Below are 17,830 nucleotides of genomic sequence, written 5' to 3'. Positions count from 1 at the left end.
GCCCGGGGAGGTGGGAATATGGACAAGGAGCAGACCTTATTAGAGATGAAAGGCATTATAAAGGTATTCCCCGGCGTGAAAGCATTGGATAACGTGGATCTGGAAGTGAAAAAAGGTGAGGTACTGGCCCTGCTCGGTGAAAACGGAGCAGGGAAGTCCACTCTCCTGAAGATATTGTCCGGCGCCTACCAAAAAGACGAAGGAGAGATCTTCATTGAGGGGCAGAGGTGCACGATAGACAACCCTTCGGATGCGTACAACCTGGGAATCCGGATTATTTATCAGGAATTAAACTATATTCCGGACCTTTCCGTGGCAGAAAACATTTTCCAGGGTAATCTTTTCTATAATAAGTTCCATTTCGTGGACTGGAAGAAAACAAATGCAGAAGCCGGGAAACTACTGGAAAAAGTGGGGCTGCATATTGACGTGACCCGTCCCATCGGGGAACTGTCGGTTATGGAAAAGCAGTTGATCGAGGTGGCAAAGGCGCTCAGCACGGAAATGAAAATTCTGATCATGGACGAACCTACTTCTTCTCTGAATGAAAAGGAAGTAACCAGCCTTGTGAAGCTGGTCAGGGAGATTGCGGCAAAAGGGATCGGCGTAATCTTTATATCCCACAGGCTGGAAGAACTGTATCTGGTGGCGGACAGGATCACCATTATGAGAGACGGCCAGTATATAGGCACAGAGGATATGAAAAGTGTTTCAAGAGAGCAGCTGATCCGGATGATGGTAGGCCGGGAAATGAAGGATATGTTTGTAAAGGAAGCGGCCAAACCGGGAGAAATTGTCTTTGAGGCGAAGGGAATTACAACAAAAGCAGTCACAGATATTACCCTGCATGTGAAATCAGGAGAAATCCTTGGAATCTATGGACTGATGGGCGCGGGAAGAGAAGAGATGGCGGAAACATTTTTCGGTCTGCACCATATTACATCAGGGAGCCTGTTTATGGAAGGAAACCAAATTAAAGTGGATCATCCCAGAGAGGCAATTGCACGTGGAATCGCCTATGTGCCGGCGGAAAGAAAGAGCGACTCTCTGATTCTGATACAGACGGTTCGGGAGAATACGACAATGGCATCACTGGACAAGATTACAAAAAAAGGAATCATCAGCCGGTCAGAAGAAAGCCGGATTACGAAGAAATGGATTGAAAAGTTCGGGATCAAGACACCTACAGGGGAGACCGTCATAGAAAACTTAAGCGGAGGCAACCAGCAGAAGGTGGTCATGGGGCGTTGGATGGAAATGAAGCCCCGACTTCTGATTCTGAATGACCCCACAAGGGGCGTAGATGTGGGAGCCAAATCCGAAATTTATAAAATCATTGACGAGCTGTGCAGGGCAGGAACGGCAATCATCATGATCTCTTCGGATATGTCGGAATTGCTGTCCATGTCAGACCGGGTGGCTGCCATGTCGGAAGGAAGAATCTGCGGGGAACTGTCCAGGCAGGAAGTAACACAGGAAAAATTAATGGAATTAGTAGTAGGAGGGAAATAGGGTGTTGAAACAGACGAAAGTGAAAAAGAAATTGACGACAGAGGTAGCCCTCTTAATTGTCCTGGTAATTATGCTTATTGTGTTCAGTATATTGTCTCCCTATTTCTTTTCTCTGTCCAACTTCATGAAGGTGGGGCTTTATACGGCCCAGATGGGAGTTATGGCAGGAGGGATGACGCTGGTTCTGCTCTCAGGCGGGATCGACGTATCCGTGGGATCGGTGATGGCGCTGGTCGGAATCATAGCGGGCCTCATCATGCAGTCGGGAGGCAATACGTTCCTTGCAGTGGCAGCCGGGATTCTTGCAGGAGGTGTCTGCGGGCTGGCGAACGGGATGATTATTACAAAAGGACATGTGAATGCGTTTATAACGACATTGGGCACGATGACAATTATACGCGGTCTGGCACAGATATTTTCGGGAGGAAAGACAATCCTGATCCAGAATACTACATACAATGCAATTGGCAGAAAGTATATATTGGGAATTCTGCCGCTGCCCGTATTGATTATGATCGTGGTATTTATCCTGTTTTGGTTTATTCTGAAATATACAAAGTTCGGCCGTCAGGTCTATTCCATAGGTGGGAATGAAAAATCGGCATATCTGTCCGGAATTAAAGTAGTTCCTACCTACCTGTGGATCTATATTATCATGGGATTCTGTGCAGGCATATCAGGAATTATGCTGTCCGCACAGTCGGGCGCAGGAATTCCCAGCGCGGCGGCAGAGATCAACATGGAGACCATATCAGCCGTCATACTGGGCGGGACCAGCTTGTCGGGAGGAAAAGGCAAACTGATCGGAACCGTGATGGGGGTATTGATACTGGCTACATTATCAAATGGCCTGAACCTGCTCTCCGTGCCATCCTTCTACCAGGAGGTAATCAGAGGTGTTGTACTGATTATGGCAGTGATTTTTGACATGATGAAAGAACGGAAGAAAGACTAATAGAAGAAGGCGAGGAAAACGATATGAATTCAAGAGAAAGAGTAATGCGCGCATGGAAGCTGAAGGAAGGAATGCCGGACAGGATTCCGATACAATTTGATTTATGCAGGAGCCTTCAGGATCACTTTGCACAGGAGCTGGGAGTGGAGTCCAGGTATACGGATAACATATTTGAAGACGTGACCTATCGGATCAGCGGCAATGAAGTACGGCTGGCCATGGGAAGCGACCTGGTGATTGTCGGAGCGAGTGAGGCCGCAGAGTTCCAAAAAGTAATTGAAGCAGACGGAACCTGGTACAATGAATACCATCAAAAGCTGAAGCAGGGCCCTCTTTACGTAGAAACGGTAGAATTCCCCCTTGCGGAAGCCGAGACAAGAGAGGACATCGACGCATTTGAGTGGCCTGACCCACACGACCCAAGCAGATATATTGACGCCGAATACTATGTGAAGAAATATAAAGACGAGTATTTGGTGATCGGGGATATTGAGGTCACAATTCTGTCCCTGGCACAGCAGTTGGTCGGTATGGAGAAGCTTCTTGTGGATATGGCCATGGAAGAGGAATATGTGGAATACCTGTTTGAAAAATGCGCAGAGTTCCAGACCGAGATAGGAAAAGAACTAATACGCCGTGGAGTCGATGCCATCTGGGTGGGAGATGACTTTGGTTCCCAGACCAGCCTTCTGTTTTCTCCTGATATGTTCAGAAATATGTTGAAACCGTATTATGTGCAGATGATAAAAGAACTGAAAAAAGAGAGAGAAGATATCCTCTGCATCCTTCACTGTGACGGTGCCGTAAAACTGCTTCTGCATGATATCAAGGATATTGGATTTGATGTATTTAATCCGGTACAGCCCGGAGTACCGGGACATTCCCCGAAAGAGCTGAAAGATGAATTTGAAGATCTGCTCTGCTTCTGGGGGGCAATCGACCAGCAGTATCTATTGCCTAATGGTACAGATGAAGAGGTTGAGGCAGATATCAAAGAAAAGTGTGAGGTGCTGGGAAGAAACGGAGGATATGTCATCTCGCCGGCCCATATTATACAGGTCGATGTTACGCCTGAGCGAGTGAAGTTCTTTATAGAAAAAGCAAAACAATATGGCAGATATAAATAAGGAGGAACGGAGTATGGAACGGCTTCTGATGGTGATAAAGGTGAAACCTGAAATGCGAAATGCATATATTGCAATCCACCAAAATCCATGGCCTGAAATGCTGAAAGCAATCAGGGATGCAGGATTCATTAATGAACTGATCTGGTACTTTGAGGATCAGTCGATTATCTACTTTGAATGTGAGGACGGAGATTATGAGGCGGCAAATGAGAGACTGAGGGCCACGGAAGTGTGTAAAAAGTGGGATCTGACGGTAGGGGCTTGGTTTGCGGGGGAGGGGGTAATGCCTGGGAAGATCTTCGAATTAAATCGGGATTTAGCGACGAGCTTTAGCCTCGGCGCGGATGGGGACGCTCCATAAAGGGATAGCCGAAAACCTCCCGGAGAACATCCATGTCCTTTCAAAAACGCGGCCGCGGACCTAAGAAATTCTAGGCGGGAAACAGCCCTGAACCCAGTAGGTGTACATAAGCAAAGGGATACGGTTCCAGTATCAAAATAATTCAATACACATCTTGAAGATAAAAAGACACGCATAGCCAATCCACATCCGCTGCCCTGGTCCAGGATCCCACCCGGACGACGGCAGCGTTGTGGGGCTTGAAAACCCTGATGAAACTATTCAGCAGCTCACCAATATGGTGCGCGATTCCATCAAGCCGGATGTGACGCTGTTCATTAGTTATGATACCATGGAAACCGAGGGGAAGCAGCTTGTGGCCGTTCGTGTTCAGCGAGGCACTGGCCGGCCTTATTATCTGGCGCGCAAAGGTCTGCGGCCAGAGGGCGTCTATGTGCGGAAGGGTACATCATCAGTGCCTGCTACACACAAAAACATACGCCGGATGATCAAAGAGACGGACGGCGATAGTTTTGAAGAGATGCGTACTTTAGAACAGGAGCTGACCTTTAAAGCGGCCAGGGCAGAATTTGCCGGGCGGAAACTGGAATTTGGCCCGATGCAGATGAAAACGCTGGGGATTTTGAATACCGATGGGATTTACACCAATTTAGGCCTGCTACTGTCCGACCAATGCGCCTACACCATCAAGGCGGCTACCTTCGAGGGGTCCGATCAAAATGTATTTAAAGACCGCCGTGAATTTTCCGGTTCCCTGCTGGCGCAGATGGGCGCGGTATATGAGTATATTGACTTGCGGAATCAGACGCATGCCATTTTCGATAAGCTGCGGCGAATCGACACACGGGATTATCCAGAGGTGGCCGTGCGTGAGGCGTTGCTGAATTCATTGGTACATCGGGATTATTCCTTCCGTGCCAGTACGATGATTAGCGTATATATCGACCGCATTGAATTTGTTTCCATTGGCGGCCTGATGACCGGTGTTACATTAGATGATGTGATGTTGGGCCTGTCCGTATGCCGTAATGCTAAACTGGCGAATGTATTCTACCGCCTTCAATTGATTGAGGCTTATGGCACAGGTATGAGGAAAATCATGGGAGCTTACCAGGGTACCGGAAAAATACCGCAGATTGAAACAACAGATAATGCGTTTAAAATAGTTCTGCCCAATCTCAACGCCGATGCTGCACCTAACCCCAATCTTCAAAATACAAGCAAAGATAAAAATACAGAACAAATTATTCAGCTTATTAAAGCACAGGGAGCAGTAACACGACAGGATGTAGAAACTTTATTAAATGTAAGCCAAACCACCACGGGCCGCTACCTAAAACAAATGCTGCAAAACGGCCTGTTACTGCGGGAAGGCAAAGGGAAAAACACAAAATACATCCTGCCGCACTGACAGGAGGTGAAATATATAAGCATAACAATCTAAAAACAGCCGTCTTAGTAAAAGTAAATTTTCTGCTGTCAAATAAACCGCAATTCATAACCAGCCCACATCCGCTGCCCCCTCGTCATCTGCGTCCTCCCCTCCATTAGCAGAGATACTTTTTCGGTGTAGTCCCCTTATATTTTTTGAAGGTTTTGATAAAGTAGCTCAGATCATTGAAGCCCGAATTATAAGCAACCTCGGTGATGGACTGATCGGTGGTAAGCAGCTGATAGCAGGCACGTTCTATGCGGTAGTAGTTGAGATAATCGACTGGCGTGCGGTGTGTCATCTCCTGGAAAAAGCGGCAGAAATATTTCGGCGACATATTGACACTGCTAGACATCTCCTCCAGAGTGAGCGGGGTATTGTAGGCCGATTCCATAAACTCCAGTGCAGTCTTGAGCTGAACGATACGCCGGTGGTTTCTGGGAGGCTGCGCGGGCGTAGGGTTATAATATTTTTCTGAGAAAACAGAGCCTGTCAGCTGATAAAGGGCTCCCAGCACGATCAGCTGATAGCCTTCTTTTTTTGAAGCCATTGCATCGAACATGGACCAGACGATCTGGTGGATATCGTTACAGGAATCCGGAAATACAAAGGTAAGCTCCACCTCGTGATCAATGATCTTTCGGATGAACTTGCGGCAGGAATCGTTTTTATTCATCAGCATGTTCATGTCAAAAACGATACATTCATAGGTGCAGTCCTGGGGAGTTCCAGCGTGCAGGGCGCCTGCCGGAACGATGATGGAAGAACCCGCGTCAACTGTGAATTCCTCTTCATCGATGGACAACAGGAAAGTGCCTTTTATTATACGCATAATTTCAAATTCCACATGCCAGTGGAGCGACATGACATATTGGGGATGCGCGGGGGTAATATGGTGGTATTCTACGGGAAAGTCGACAGTACCCCTCTGCCAGCTTTCACGGTAATTGATATACTGCATGATACTCCTTTATGTGAATATTGTTATATTTTTTACCATTATAGCACAAGTATCTTGTCATGGACAATGTTAAAATGTAGCTAATGACAGGTTCATGGTAACAGTCCAGACTTGTCGAAACTGTTACGGTTAATGATCTTTGAAAGGAGGAATGTGTGTGAGCAGTGAAAAGAAGCAGGTTCTTGCATTTGACTTCGGGGCGTCCAGCGGACGTGCAATCCTTGGGACCCTGGAGAACGGGAAGATACATATGGAAGAAGTATACCGTTTTTCCAATGATCCCGTTATCATAGGCAAGACCATGTACTGGGACACATTGAGACAATTTTTCGAGATAAAACAGGGTATTATCAAAGCAAAACAAAAAGGCGGCTTTGACAGTATCGGAATTGATACGTGGGGGGTTGATTTTGGCCTTCTGGACGAGCATGGGGTACTGCTTGAGAGTGCTGTGCATTACAGAGATGACAGGACGCTTGGCATGCAGGAGGAAGTGTTTAAGGCAATTCCAAAAGATGAACTTTATGATATGACAGGGAATCAGTTTGAAAACTTTAATACTGTATTCCAGCTCTATTCCTTAGTGGAAAAGCGGCCCTGGATTCTGGAAAGGGCTGACAAGCTGTTACTGACTCCGGATCTTTTTAACTACTTCCTGACAGGGGAGACGAAAGCGGAGTATACGATGGCTACAACTACACAGCTCATGGATGCAAGGAACAAGGCGTGGTCAGATAAGATTATGGATGCACTCCGTATTCCGAAGGATATTTTCCCGGAGATTGTGCCAAGCGGGACGGTCGTAGGGACTCTGAGTGATGACATCTGCGATGAACTTGGAATCCAGCCGGCAAAGGTAATCGCGGTTGCCAGCCATGATACACAGAGCGCCGTGGTAGCTGTACCGACACAGGAAGATGACTTCATGTTTATCAGCTGTGGAACATGGAGCCTGTTTGGAACTGAACTGAAAGCTCCGGTTATCGGAGAAAAATCTCTTGCATGCAATGTGAGTAATGAGGGCGGTTACGGTGATACCACCACACTGCTTAAGAATATAATCGGACTGTGGCTTGCTCAGGAGAGCAGAAGACAGTGGATCCGCGAAGGTCAGGAATACTCCTTCGGGGAGCTGGAACAGATGGCCAGGGAAGCAGAGCCGTTCCAGAGTTTTATTGATCCCGATGCGCCGGAATTTGTACCGGCCGGCAATATCCCGGAACGTATCCGTGAGTTCTGCCGTAAGACGGGACAGAAGGTACCGGAGACAATCGGTGAGATCATGTGCTGCATCAACCAGAGCCTTGCGCTGAAATACAGATATGCTCTGGAGCAGATTGAATCATGTACAGGAAAGCACTATCCGACCATCCATATGATCGGCGGCGGAATCCAGAGCAAACTGCTCTGCCAGATGACTGCCGGGGCGAACGGACGCAAGGTGATTGCTGGACCGGTAGAGGCTACGGCGCTTGGCAATATTGCCGTACAGCTCATGTCTCTTGGCGAGATCAAAGACGTGAATGAGGCAAGACAGATTATTGCAGATTCAGAAGAAACATATGAGTACATTCCGCAGGATGAAGAAAAGTGGAATGCGGCATATGAGAAATTTAAAACTTTTATTCAACAAGATTAGTATGGATTTTCCCACCCCTGCAGGTGGAGAGATGAATCACTAAAAACAAGATTAAGGAGGAAACAAATCATGGCAAAATCAAGACTTATCGGAGACTACCCAGTAATAGGAATCAGACCTACGATCGACGGAAGAAGAGGGGTTCTGAAGGTACGTGAATCTTTGGAAGAACAGACAATGAATATGGCGAAATCAGCTGCAAAACTGTTTACAGAGAACCTGAAGTATTCAAACGGCGAGCCGGTTAAGGTTGTAATTGCTGACACCACAATCGGACGTGTGGCAGAGGCTGCTGCATGTGCAGATAAATTCAAAAAAGAAGGCGTTGATATTACACTGACGGTAACACCTTGCTGGTGCTACGGTGCAGAGACAATGGATATGGATCCACAGACAATCAAGGCTGTATGGGGATTCAACGGAACAGAGAGACCAGGAGCTGTTTATCTTGCATCTGTATTGGCTACACATGCACAGAAAGGCCTTCCGGCATTCGGCATCTATGGACATGACGTTCAGGAAGCTGATGATACTGAGATTCCATGTGATGTAAAAGAAAAATTACTGAGATTCGGACGCGCTTCCGTTGCTGCAGCAACCATGAGAGGCAAATCTTACCTGCAGATCGGTTCTATCTGTATGGGAATCGGCGGATCAATCATTGATCCGGCATTTATCGAGGAATACCTTGGCATGCGTGTTGAATCTGTTGATGAGGTGGAAATCATCCGCCGTATGACAGAGGGCATCTATGATGAAGCTGAATTCCAGAAAGCCCTTGCATGGACAAAGGAAAAATGCAAAGAAGGTTTTGATAAGAACCGTGAAGATCTCCAGAGAAACAGCGAGGAAAAGGAAGCTGATTGGGAATTCGTTGTAAAAATGATGTGCATCATCAAAGACCTGATGAACGGCAACGAAAACCTGCCGGAAGGAAGAGAAGAAGAGAGGGTTGGACACAACGCTCTGGCAGCTGGATTCCAGGGACAGAGACAGTGGACAGACTTCTATCCGAACTGTGACTTCCCGGAGGCTATGCTGAATTCCTCCTTCGACTGGAACGGAGCAAGAGAACCATACATCCTTGCAACAGAGAATGATGTACTGAACGGACTTGGAATGCTGTTCAGCAAACTGCTTACAAACTCAGCACAGATTTTTGCAGATGTACGTACCTACTGGAGCCCTGAGGCTGTTAAGAGAGCTACAGGCGGATATGAACTGGAAGGACACGCAAAAGAAGCAGGCGGATTTATCCATCTGATTAACTCAGGCGCAGCATGCCTGGATGCGAACGGACAATCTAAAGACGCTGATGGAAACGGATGCATGAAGCCATGGTATGATGTAACAGAAGAAGACCAGGAAGCAATGCTTAATGCAACGACATGGAACTATGCTGACTTCGGATACTTCAGAGGCGGCGGATTCTCCTCCAGATTCGTAACAGAAGCAGAGATGCCTGTAACCATGATCCGTCTGAACCTTGTGAAGAACTTAGGACCAATGCTTCAGATCGCTGAGGGATGGACCGTAAAACTTCCGGATGAAGTAACAGATGTGCTGTGGAAGAGAACAGACTATACATGGCCATGTACATGGTTTGCACCAAGAGTAACAGGAGAAGGCAACTTCGCAACTGCTTATGATGTAATGAACAACTGGGGAGCTAACCACGGTGCAATCAGCTATGGACACATTGGTGCTGACCTGATCACACTCTGCTCAATCCTGAGAATTCCGGTAGCAATGCATAACGTTCCTGAGGAGAAGATCTTCAGACCTGCATCATGGAATGCGTTCGGACAGGACAAAGAGGGCCAGGATTTCAGAGCATGCCAGGCTTATGGACCAATGTACAAGTCAATCAGATAATTGCCATAAATCAATTACAGGCACATATATTTTGCCTATATACTACAATAGCTCAGATTTGTCTGCGCTGCTGTAAAACACCAAACACCAATACCTAACTAACCAAACAAAGAGTGCCTGTGCCAACCAGGTGCTCTTTGTATTGACATTTATGGGCATTGATGTCTGAATACTTCATCACCAAAGTTTCAGTGCTTGTGACACATGCTATCTGCAGCAGAGCTTAAGGGGGGAGTACCAGGAATCGTCAGCCCAACTAAAACACAGGAGGACATGAATAATGTTAAAAGGAATTCCACAGATTTTATCACCAGAATTATTAAAAGTATTATGCGAAATGGGACACAGCGACAGACTGGTTATCTCTGACGGCAACTTTCCGGCAGAATCCATGGGAAAGGATGCAATCGTGATCCGCTGTGACGGTCACGGGGTTCCGGAGATCCTGGATGCTATCCTTCAGGTATTCCCTCTGGATACATATGTAGAAAAGCCGGCGAACCTGATGCAGGTTATGGATGGTGACGATGTAGAGACGCCGATCTGGGATACATATAAAGAAATCATTGCAAAGCATGATGAAAGAGGCGGGGACGCAGTGGGGAATATTGAGCGTTTTGCATTTTATGATGAGGCAAAGACAGCTTATGCAATCATCGCTACAAGTGAGAAGGCGCTTTATGCGAATATTATGCTTCAAAAAGGGGTCGTTGTGGAGTAAAGCAGTTGGACCTGGTATGGGGACGCCGCAGGAACCGGACATAGAGGCCGCCGGAAACGGGATACGGCTGTAAGCCGGAGTAAAGCAAAAAAGAAGGAAAGCAGGGGCACCCTGCCCACATCACGTGAAGTCCGGATGACTTCACGCGCTGGGGGCAGGAAAAATTGTAATTTGGTAATTACAATTTTTACCCCTGCTTTCCTTCTTTTTTCCTTAACTCCGGCTAACAGCCGTGCTGACGCTTCCGGCGGCCTCTATGTCCGGTTCCTGCGGCTGGCGCTATAGGGCGGGAGACGCTATACTCTGGGAAGTACTCTAAAGTGAGACGGATGGAATTAGGGAAATGGGTGGGAAATTTTGCCAATATACTGAATTGCAAAATCCAGCTTGAATTGCTTTAAGCAGGATGCTACAATTATTCTATGATTATAGTTGCTCCTTTTTGGAGGAGCATGGATTGCATGATTTTTTGAGTATAAATTGCTTCGTTTAGGGAGCATGGATTGAGAGGAACGACAATGACGATTACAGAAATCGCGAAGATGGCAGGGGTTTCGGTATCTGCTGTTTCGAGATATTTGAATGACGGATATATCAGCGAGGAGAAGAGGCAGAAGATTAAGGCTGTCATTGATAAGACGGGATACAGACCGTCCAAACAGGCGCAGATTCTCAGGACAAAAAGGTCAAAGGTGATTGGGGTGATTCTGCCTAAGATCAGTTCGGAATCTATTGCAAGGGTGGCTGACGGTATCAGTTCTGTTCTATCGGAAAAAGGGTATCAGATGCTGCTTGCCAGTACGGAGAATAATCCCAAAAAGGAAATTGAATATCTTAATCTGTTGAAGAATAACCCGGTCGACGGAATCCTGTTTTCGGCTTCTGTTTATGACCGGGCGCATCAGGAAGCATTGAAAAAACTGGGGATCCCAATTGTTATTATCAGTCAGAGGTTTGACGATTGCGCCTGTGTCTATCATGACGATTACGGCGCGGCCAGAGCCATGACAGAACTGCTTCTGGAGAGCGGGAAAAAGAAGGTTGCACATATTGCCGTATCACAGAAGGATGAGGCCGCAGGGAAAAGCCGGACCGAAGGTTATAAGGACGCGATGAAAGAGTATGGACTGGAAGTACCGGAAAAGATGATTATAACGGCAGGTTTCAATATGGATGCAGGGTATGAAAGTATGAAAAGGCTAGTGAACAGATGCCCGGAATTGGATGCTGTATTCTGTGCCACAGATACACTCGCGGTGGGGGCTGTAACATGTCTCAAAGATATGGGCAGAAAGATACCTGGGGAAACAGCAGTGGCGGGGATCGGGCATAATCGCTTGTCCAGGGTGGTGACACCCAGAATAACAACGGCTCATCTGTTCTATAGAACCAGCGGAATAGAAGCCGCAAATATGCTGCTTGAGATGATCGAGAATGAAGCGAACATATACAGGCAGACAAAGCTTGGATATGAGGTGGTCAGGGCAGAGAGTGTATAAGAGTGAGAGAAGGACTCTGGTGTAAGGAGCCGGAGTGGAAAGTATTATGGCTGTGATGTCTGTCCATTCCTAAGTAAAGCTATATAATAAATAACCGGATTTTATGGTACAAGAAGGATTCGCTGTGTTGTCCGACGGCAACGCGGCCTTCTATGACATTTGATATTACGAATCAAAAGTCATCCATAAACTCCGGTCTTTTTGCGTAAATGCGCAATCTTTAAAGAACGGGCTCTCAGTATGTGTTTTTACATAATTGTGGTAATTTCAGGGAATAATGTTTATCTTGAAAGCAGATAAGGCACCTGTCCTATAAGTGTGAATAAGTAACAAGTTCGTCTTGATGGGAGACAAATCAGTTACTGTTCAGACCGTGCCGTGCACCTCGCTGCACGGCATCAGAGGCAATGAAGTGATGGTCTCGGGGCATCTGCTCCTCGCCGCAAATACGCCAAGGCGTACTCGAATTGTGAAATATAGACAAAAAATGGCATGCATTTTTGTTCTATCTACCTATTTACAGATTGTGAAAAGGTGATAAAATATAAGAGAAATATGAAAACGATATCACATTAAAATTCGCGTAAAATACGAGAATTTATGTGATGATAAAAAAAATAAGTGATAACGATATCATGGAGGAGGGCATTATGGATTATCATGCGATAGCGGAACAGATTCTAAAGTATACCGGGGGAAAAGAAAACCTGATATCTGCTGCACACTGTGCAACCAGGCTTCGGCTTGTGATTGCGGATAACGAGAAGTGTGACAGTGCGGCTGTTGAGAATGTGGATGCTGTAAAGGGGGTATTTTTCGCATCGGGGCAGATGCAGATTATTCTGGGGACAGGAACTGTTAATAAAGTCTATGACGAATTTATTAAAATTGCGGGAATCAGCGAGGCCAGTAAAGACGATGTGAAAAGAGAAGCTGCAAAGAGGCAGAACCCATTTAAGCGGCTGATTAAGACGATCGGTGATATTTTTGTACCGATTATTCCGGCTATCGTGGCAAGCGGATTTTTGATGGGAATCATGGAAGCCCTGAACTTTATGGTAAATAACGGATACGTGAATATTAATACGAACGGCTCAATTTATCAGTTTGCGGTGCTGTTTAGCAACGTTGCATATGTATTCCTGCCTATTCTAATTGCATTTAGCGCGGCAAAGGTGTTTGGCGCCAATCCATTTCTGGGTGCGGTGATCGGTATGATCATGATCCATCCCGATCTGCAGAATGCGTGGACGGTTGCAACGGAAGGTGTGCAGAAAACACAGGAAGTGTTCTTCGGACTATGGCGGGTAGATATGGTGGGCTATCAGGGGCATGTCATTCCGGTTATTATTGCTGTTTTTGTTCTCAGCATTATAGAAAAGAGACTTCATAAGATTGTTCCACCGATGTTTGATTTGTTTGTAACGCCACTTGTCAGCGTTTTTGTGACGGGGTATCTGACACTGGCAGCGATCGGACCGGTCTTTGTATTCATAGAAAATGGGCTGCTGAACGGGATCCAGAGTCTTCTGACCCTTCCCTTTGGAATCGGAAGCTTTATCATGGGCGGGGCATACGCGACCACGGTAGTATCGGGAATACACCATATGTACACGGTGATTGACATCGGCCAGCTGGCACAATACGGACTTACATTCTGGCTGCCTCTGGCATCAGCCGCAAATGTGGCACAGGGTGGTGCTGCATTTGCAGTAGCATTAAAGAGCAAAAATAAGAAAATGAAATCTGTGGCTCTGCCTTCCGCACTGAGTGCCTGTATGGGAATCACGGAACCGGCGATTTTTGGTGTAAACCTGCGTCTCGGAAAGCCATTTATCGCGGCATCTATCGGTGGTGCCTGCGGGGCGTTGTATGCGTCTCTTGTCCATTTGGGGGCAACAGGTACAGGCGTGACAGGAATCTTTGGAATCCTTCTGCATCTGCACAGTCCGCTGCATTATGTCATAGCCATGGCAATTGCATTTGGTGTTGCATTTGTATTGACAGGAATTCTGGGCTTCAAAGAGGAACCGGCGTCTGTAACAAGCGGTCAGGTGGAAACTGTTATGGAAGAAGCGCAGGAAACAGAAGACGGAAATAACGGAGAATTGATATTGGCCAGCCCTTTAAAAGGCCGGGTTATCCCTCTTTCTGAGGTGCCTGATGAGACGTTTGCGTCCGGCGTGTTGGGGGATGGTGTCGGTATACAGCCGGCAGAAGGAAAAGTATATGCGCCCTTTGACTGTACTGTGGCGGCGGTATTTGACACGAAGCACGCGATCGGATTGGAAACGTCGGATGGAGTGGAACTGCTGATCCATATTGGGATGGATACTGTTAAGCTGAACGGGGAACCCTTTACGGTATATGTGGAGGCTGGAGAGACGGTAAAGGCCGGAGGGCTCCTTGTGGAATTTGATATGGATAAGATCAAAGCGGCAGGACTTGATACGGTAACACCGGTTATCGTTACGAATCCAGGGAAGTATAAGAGCATCAAAATCACCGGCAGACAATCATAAATGACAAGGGGGAATATATATGTTAGAAATGAATTGGAGCGACAAATGGCGGCTGGGGCTGCACCTGATGCCGCCCACGGGCTGGCTCAATGATCCTAACGGGTTGTGTCAGTTTCAGGGAGTATATCATGTGTTTTTTCAGTATTCTCCGGATAATCCGGAGGGAGGGTGCAAGTGCTGGGGGCATTATACCAGCACGGATCTTCTGGAGTGGCAGTATGCAGGGATTGCACTGTCACCGGATGCCGAATTCGACCGTAATGGCGTCTATTCGGGTTCTGCCGTTGTTTCGGAAGGAGAAATGTATCTATTTTACACAGGCAATGTAAAGCTTGAGGGGGACTATAACTATATTACAGATGGGCGGCAGAGCAATACGGTTCTTACCGGCAGTGAGGACGGCCTCAACTTTGGCGAAAAGAAATGCCTGATGACAAATGAAGACTATCCGGATCATCTGACCTGCCATATACGGGATCCGAAAGTTGTAACGGGAAAAAGCATTGGAATAGAAGATGATAACTTTTATATGTTTCTGGGGGCAAGGACCAAAGATGACAGGGGAGTGGTTCTTGTGTATAAAAGCCCTGATCTGGAAAGCTGGGAGCATACGAATATACTGACAGGAGAAAAAAGATTCGGATATATGTGGGAGTGTCCTGATGCATTTATGCTGGGAGAGAAAAAGATACTGAGTGTTTCTCCCCAGGGGGTAGAAACGAGAGGAATTGACTATCAGAATGTATATCAGTCCGGATATTTTGAATTGGATGGAAGCTTTGACGGAACGTATCGGTTGAAGAACTTCCGGGAATGGGACAGAGGCTTTGATTTTTATGCCCCACAGACATTTTTGGATGAACAGGGCAGGCGGCTCCTGATCGGATGGATCGGTATGCCGGATGACCAGGAACAGTGCAACCCGACGGTAAAGGACGGCTGGCAGAATGCACTTACTGTTCCCAGGGAGGTGTTTCTGAAGGATGAAAAGGTGATGCAGTATCCGGCGGAGGAACTGCTGTCGCTTCGGAAAGAGGAGCAGACGCTGGAGCCTGGTAAGGCTTCAGACAAGATGCAGTGTTATGATATAGAAATTACAATGCTTGAAAACACGGACATGACCCTTGTAATAAGTGATGGAATTACTTTGTGCTATAGCAGAAGTGACAAAATGTTTACCGTTACTTTTCTTGAGGAACAGAACCTGGGGTATGGAAGAAAAAGCAGGGCCGTGTATCTGGATGAGTGCCGGTCTGTCCGGATCCTGGCGGATACTACCTGTTTGGAGGTATATTTAAATGGGGGAGAAGAAGTATTTACCACAAGATTTTATACGGAAGATGGTATGAGCAGTTTCCGGGCAGAAAAGGGAGACATGGAGATAAAATATTGGGTGATGGAACCAATGAAGGTTAAATTGTAAAGGCGGTACGGCGAGTGATGGGACGCTGGCCAGAAGACGGCTATGGTGCATGGACGTCTTCTGGCCAGTTGTTTTATCATGAAAGCGGATAAGACTCGTTGCAGTAACAGTTCAGACTTGTCTGAACTGTCACCGTTACTAAGACGTCCACCTTTATAATTGTTTTTGCATATTGCATTTTACTGTGCATATATTGTAAAGTATAAGCAACACAGTTTTTGGACAAGGGTGATGATGATGGATTGGAAAGGCTTGAATAAGAATAAGATAAAGATCTGGCTTGAAGCAGGATTGGCGCTTTTGCTTGTTATTGTGATTGGGGTAGCCGGGCACAATGGGGCATTTACTAAGAAAGAGGCAAAGGCAGGCCAGGAAAAGAGTGCGAAGGAAGAAACGCTGAATAAGGCAGTGAAAGAAAATGAGGCGGCTAAGTCCGGGAAGAATGACAGCGCCTCAGAGGCAGACGGAAAAAAGGATACGGATAAAACAGCGCAGGATCAGCCAGTGCAGAATAAGGAAGAAAGCAAGGAGACGGAGGAGGTTATTGCCGAGGGGCAGTATCCAATTATGGGAAAGAGTACGGTTACTGTGGAACAGATGGTGGAATATTTTAAATCCAGCCAGGAAAAGTATCCGGCGGAGGAGTTGAGCAAGGGCGGTGCAGACAGCATAGAGACATTCTGCCAGATGTATTACGATGAGGCGGTAGCTGAAGGAATCAGGCCGGAGGTGCCTTTTGTGCAGACCATGAAGGAAACCGGGTGGCTGCAGTATGGAGGGGATGCTTCCATTGAACAGTTTAATTTTGCAGGGCTGGGTACTACCGGAGGCGGGGTTGCAGGGAATTCTTATCCAGATGTACGGACCGGAATCCGTGCGCAGATCCAGCACCTGAAAGCTTATGCCACTGCAGACGCCCTGACCCAGGAGTGCGTGGATGAACGTTATGAATATGTGACCAAGGGGTCAGCGCCCTATGTGGAATGGCTGGGGCAGCAGGAGAACCCGGAAGGGTATGGCTGGGCTACGGCAGATAACTATGGCTATTCCATCGTGGATATGATTTCTAAACTGAAACAGCTGGGAGAGTAAACTCCCCGTCAATTGACTTTTTGGAAGCGGATAGATTGCTCTGAAGTTATATTACAGTGCTGCCCTTTGGGGGCCTGTATAGGGGATGTCCTTTGAGTATGTTAATGCTTCTGAATCGGATCAGTCAACAAAAAATGCCAGGAAAGCGAGGTGCGGTCAGCAACTCAGCTCTCCTGGCATTTTTAGCCGGAAATTATAATCCGTGTAAAACAGTTCGGGCAGGCCTGAACTGTTATGCATCCGTTCGGTTAAACCTGGATTATGCAACACAGACATTGACAGCCTGGAGGCCGCGATTGCCCTGAGCAATGTCAAATGTAACGTTCTGTCCGTCTTCTAAAGACTTAAAGCCGTCCATTGCCAGCCCTGAAAAATGTACGAATACATCTTCTCCGTTTTCGTTGTTTGTGATAAATCCAAATCCTTTTTGTGCGTTAAACCATTTTACTGTACCGTTATTCATAGTAGGTACCTCCTAATTTTTTTTGTGCATTTTCTATAAAACTAAAAAAAGCATATATACGTAATCATTAATAAAAAAATGACTACCGAATATATGCGAAATCAAGACTTTATTTAAAATACTTTTTGTATCATAACATTAAAAATATCAAATGTCAAGCGAAAAGTTTTATATTTTCTGTGTTCCTGTTACTATTCAGTTACTGTTCAGACCGTGCCGTGCACCTCGCTGCACGGCATCCGTCTCGC

Annotated in this window: 14 protein-coding genes; 12 read left to right on the top strand and 2 right to left on the bottom strand. The window is 46.6% G+C overall.

All coding sequences use genetic code 11. The annotated features are described in order from the left end of the window. Window positions 1–18: 18 nt before the first annotated feature. From BN1938_RS07905 to BN1938_RS07885, 5 genes are all read left to right on the top strand, one after another. Window positions 19–1,512: a sugar ABC transporter ATP-binding protein gene (locus tag BN1938_RS07905; protein WP_050640089.1), complete on the top strand. Its 1,494-nt coding sequence runs from the start codon at window positions 19–21 to the stop codon at window positions 1,510–1,512. Window position 1,513: 1 nt separating this feature from the next. After that, the gene (locus tag BN1938_RS07900) at window positions 1,514–2,467 is read left to right on the top strand and encodes an ABC transporter permease (protein ID WP_050640088.1); all 954 of its coding nucleotides are present in this window, start codon (window positions 1,514–1,516) and stop codon (window positions 2,465–2,467) included. 23 nt (window positions 2,468–2,490) lie between these two features. Then, window positions 2,491–3,594 carry a uroporphyrinogen decarboxylase family protein gene (locus BN1938_RS07895; RefSeq protein WP_082202901.1) on the top strand — a complete coding sequence of 368 codons (1,104 nt, stop codon included), beginning with the start codon at window positions 2,491–2,493 and terminating at the stop codon, window positions 3,592–3,594. Between the two features lie 13 nt (window positions 3,595–3,607). Further along, window positions 3,608–3,955 (top strand): L-rhamnose mutarotase, encoded by a 348-nt coding sequence (locus tag BN1938_RS07890; protein WP_050640086.1) that lies wholly within the window; start codon window positions 3,608–3,610, stop codon window positions 3,953–3,955. A 232-nt stretch (window positions 3,956–4,187) separates the two neighbouring features. Beyond that, a complete protein-coding gene (locus BN1938_RS07885; RefSeq protein ID WP_369794750.1) occupies window positions 4,188–5,366 on the top strand; it encodes a DUF977 family protein in 1,179 nt (392 codons plus the stop codon). Window positions 5,367–5,502: 136 nt separating this feature from the next. On the opposite strand, the gene BN1938_RS07880 is transcribed toward BN1938_RS07885, so the two are convergent. Continuing rightward, window positions 5,503–6,348, bottom strand: a complete 846-nt coding sequence (locus tag BN1938_RS07880; protein ID WP_050640084.1) for an AraC family transcriptional regulator — start codon at window positions 6,346–6,348, stop codon at window positions 5,503–5,505. A 151-nt stretch (window positions 6,349–6,499) separates the two neighbouring features. Here BN1938_RS07880 and BN1938_RS07875 point away from each other — a divergent pair, with 151 nt between their 5' ends. The 7 genes from BN1938_RS07875 to BN1938_RS07845 all read left to right on the top strand — a co-directional run bounded on the left by BN1938_RS07875 (window position 6,500) and on the right by BN1938_RS07845 (window position 17,119). Continuing rightward, window positions 6,500–7,987 carry a rhamnulokinase gene (locus BN1938_RS07875; protein WP_050640083.1) on the top strand — a complete coding sequence of 496 codons (1,488 nt, stop codon included), beginning with the start codon at window positions 6,500–6,502 and terminating at the stop codon, window positions 7,985–7,987. 69 nt (window positions 7,988–8,056) lie between these two features. Beyond that, window positions 8,057–9,862, top strand: coding sequence for an L-fucose isomerase (locus BN1938_RS07870; RefSeq protein ID WP_050640082.1), 1,806 nt, complete (start codon window positions 8,057–8,059; stop codon window positions 9,860–9,862). Between the two features lie 280 nt (window positions 9,863–10,142). After that, window positions 10,143–10,583: an RbsD/FucU family protein gene (locus BN1938_RS07865; RefSeq protein WP_050640081.1), complete on the top strand. Its 441-nt coding sequence runs from the start codon at window positions 10,143–10,145 to the stop codon at window positions 10,581–10,583. A 518-nt stretch (window positions 10,584–11,101) separates the two neighbouring features. Next, window positions 11,102–12,082 (top strand): LacI family DNA-binding transcriptional regulator, encoded by a 981-nt coding sequence (locus BN1938_RS07860; protein ID WP_050640080.1) that lies wholly within the window; start codon window positions 11,102–11,104, stop codon window positions 12,080–12,082. Window positions 12,083–12,732: 650 nt separating this feature from the next. Then, the gene (locus BN1938_RS07855) at window positions 12,733–14,604 is read left to right on the top strand and encodes a PTS sucrose transporter subunit IIABC (protein WP_050640838.1); all 1,872 of its coding nucleotides are present in this window, start codon (window positions 12,733–12,735) and stop codon (window positions 14,602–14,604) included. 19 nt (window positions 14,605–14,623) lie between these two features. Continuing rightward, window positions 14,624–16,027 carry a glycoside hydrolase family 32 protein gene (locus BN1938_RS07850; protein ID WP_050640079.1) on the top strand — a complete coding sequence of 468 codons (1,404 nt, stop codon included), beginning with the start codon at window positions 14,624–14,626 and terminating at the stop codon, window positions 16,025–16,027. A 231-nt stretch (window positions 16,028–16,258) separates the two neighbouring features. Beyond that, a complete protein-coding gene (locus tag BN1938_RS07845; protein ID WP_050640078.1) occupies window positions 16,259–17,119 on the top strand; it encodes a glucosaminidase domain-containing protein in 861 nt (286 codons plus the stop codon). A 259-nt stretch (window positions 17,120–17,378) separates the two neighbouring features. On the opposite strand, the gene BN1938_RS07840 is transcribed toward BN1938_RS07845, so the two are convergent. After that, window positions 17,379–17,582 carry a cold-shock protein gene (locus BN1938_RS07840; RefSeq protein ID WP_025656549.1) on the bottom strand — a complete coding sequence of 68 codons (204 nt, stop codon included), beginning with the start codon at window positions 17,580–17,582 and terminating at the stop codon, window positions 17,379–17,381. Window positions 17,583–17,830: the final 248 nt, after the last annotated feature.

Source organism: Eubacterium sp. SB2 (assembly GCF_001244405.1).
Taxonomy (GTDB): Bacteria; Bacillota; Clostridia; order Lachnospirales; family Lachnospiraceae; genus Faecalicatena; species Faecalicatena contortus_B.
This window is presented reverse-complemented; position numbering and strand designations above follow the sequence as displayed.

Excerpts from the sequence above, each read along its gene's own strand:
- BN1938_RS07905 (WP_050640089.1), top strand. The coding sequence starts at position 19 with ATGGACAAGGAGCAGACCTTATTAGAGATGAAAGGCATTATAAAGGTA.
- BN1938_RS07895 (WP_082202901.1), top strand. The coding sequence starts at position 2,491 with ATGAATTCAAGAGAAAGAGTAATGCGCGCATGGAAGCTGAAGGAAGGA.
- BN1938_RS07890 (WP_050640086.1), top strand. The coding sequence starts at position 3,608 with ATGGAACGGCTTCTGATGGTGATAAAGGTGAAACCTGAAATGCGAAAT.
- BN1938_RS07880 (WP_050640084.1), bottom strand. The coding sequence starts at position 6,348 with ATGCAGTATATCAATTACCGTGAAAGCTGGCAGAGGGGTACTGTCGAC.
- BN1938_RS07875 (WP_050640083.1), top strand. The coding sequence starts at position 6,500 with ATGTGTGTGAGCAGTGAAAAGAAGCAGGTTCTTGCATTTGACTTCGGG.
- BN1938_RS07870 (WP_050640082.1), top strand. The coding sequence starts at position 8,057 with ATGGCAAAATCAAGACTTATCGGAGACTACCCAGTAATAGGAATCAGA.
- BN1938_RS07865 (WP_050640081.1), top strand. The coding sequence starts at position 10,143 with ATGTTAAAAGGAATTCCACAGATTTTATCACCAGAATTATTAAAAGTA.
- BN1938_RS07860 (WP_050640080.1), top strand. The coding sequence starts at position 11,102 with ATGACGATTACAGAAATCGCGAAGATGGCAGGGGTTTCGGTATCTGCT.
- BN1938_RS07855 (WP_050640838.1), top strand. The coding sequence starts at position 12,733 with ATGGATTATCATGCGATAGCGGAACAGATTCTAAAGTATACCGGGGGA.
- BN1938_RS07850 (WP_050640079.1), top strand. The coding sequence starts at position 14,624 with ATGTTAGAAATGAATTGGAGCGACAAATGGCGGCTGGGGCTGCACCTG.
- BN1938_RS07845 (WP_050640078.1), top strand. The coding sequence starts at position 16,259 with ATGATGATGGATTGGAAAGGCTTGAATAAGAATAAGATAAAGATCTGG.
- BN1938_RS07840 (WP_025656549.1), bottom strand. The coding sequence starts at position 17,582 with ATGAATAACGGTACAGTAAAATGGTTTAACGCACAAAAAGGATTTGGA.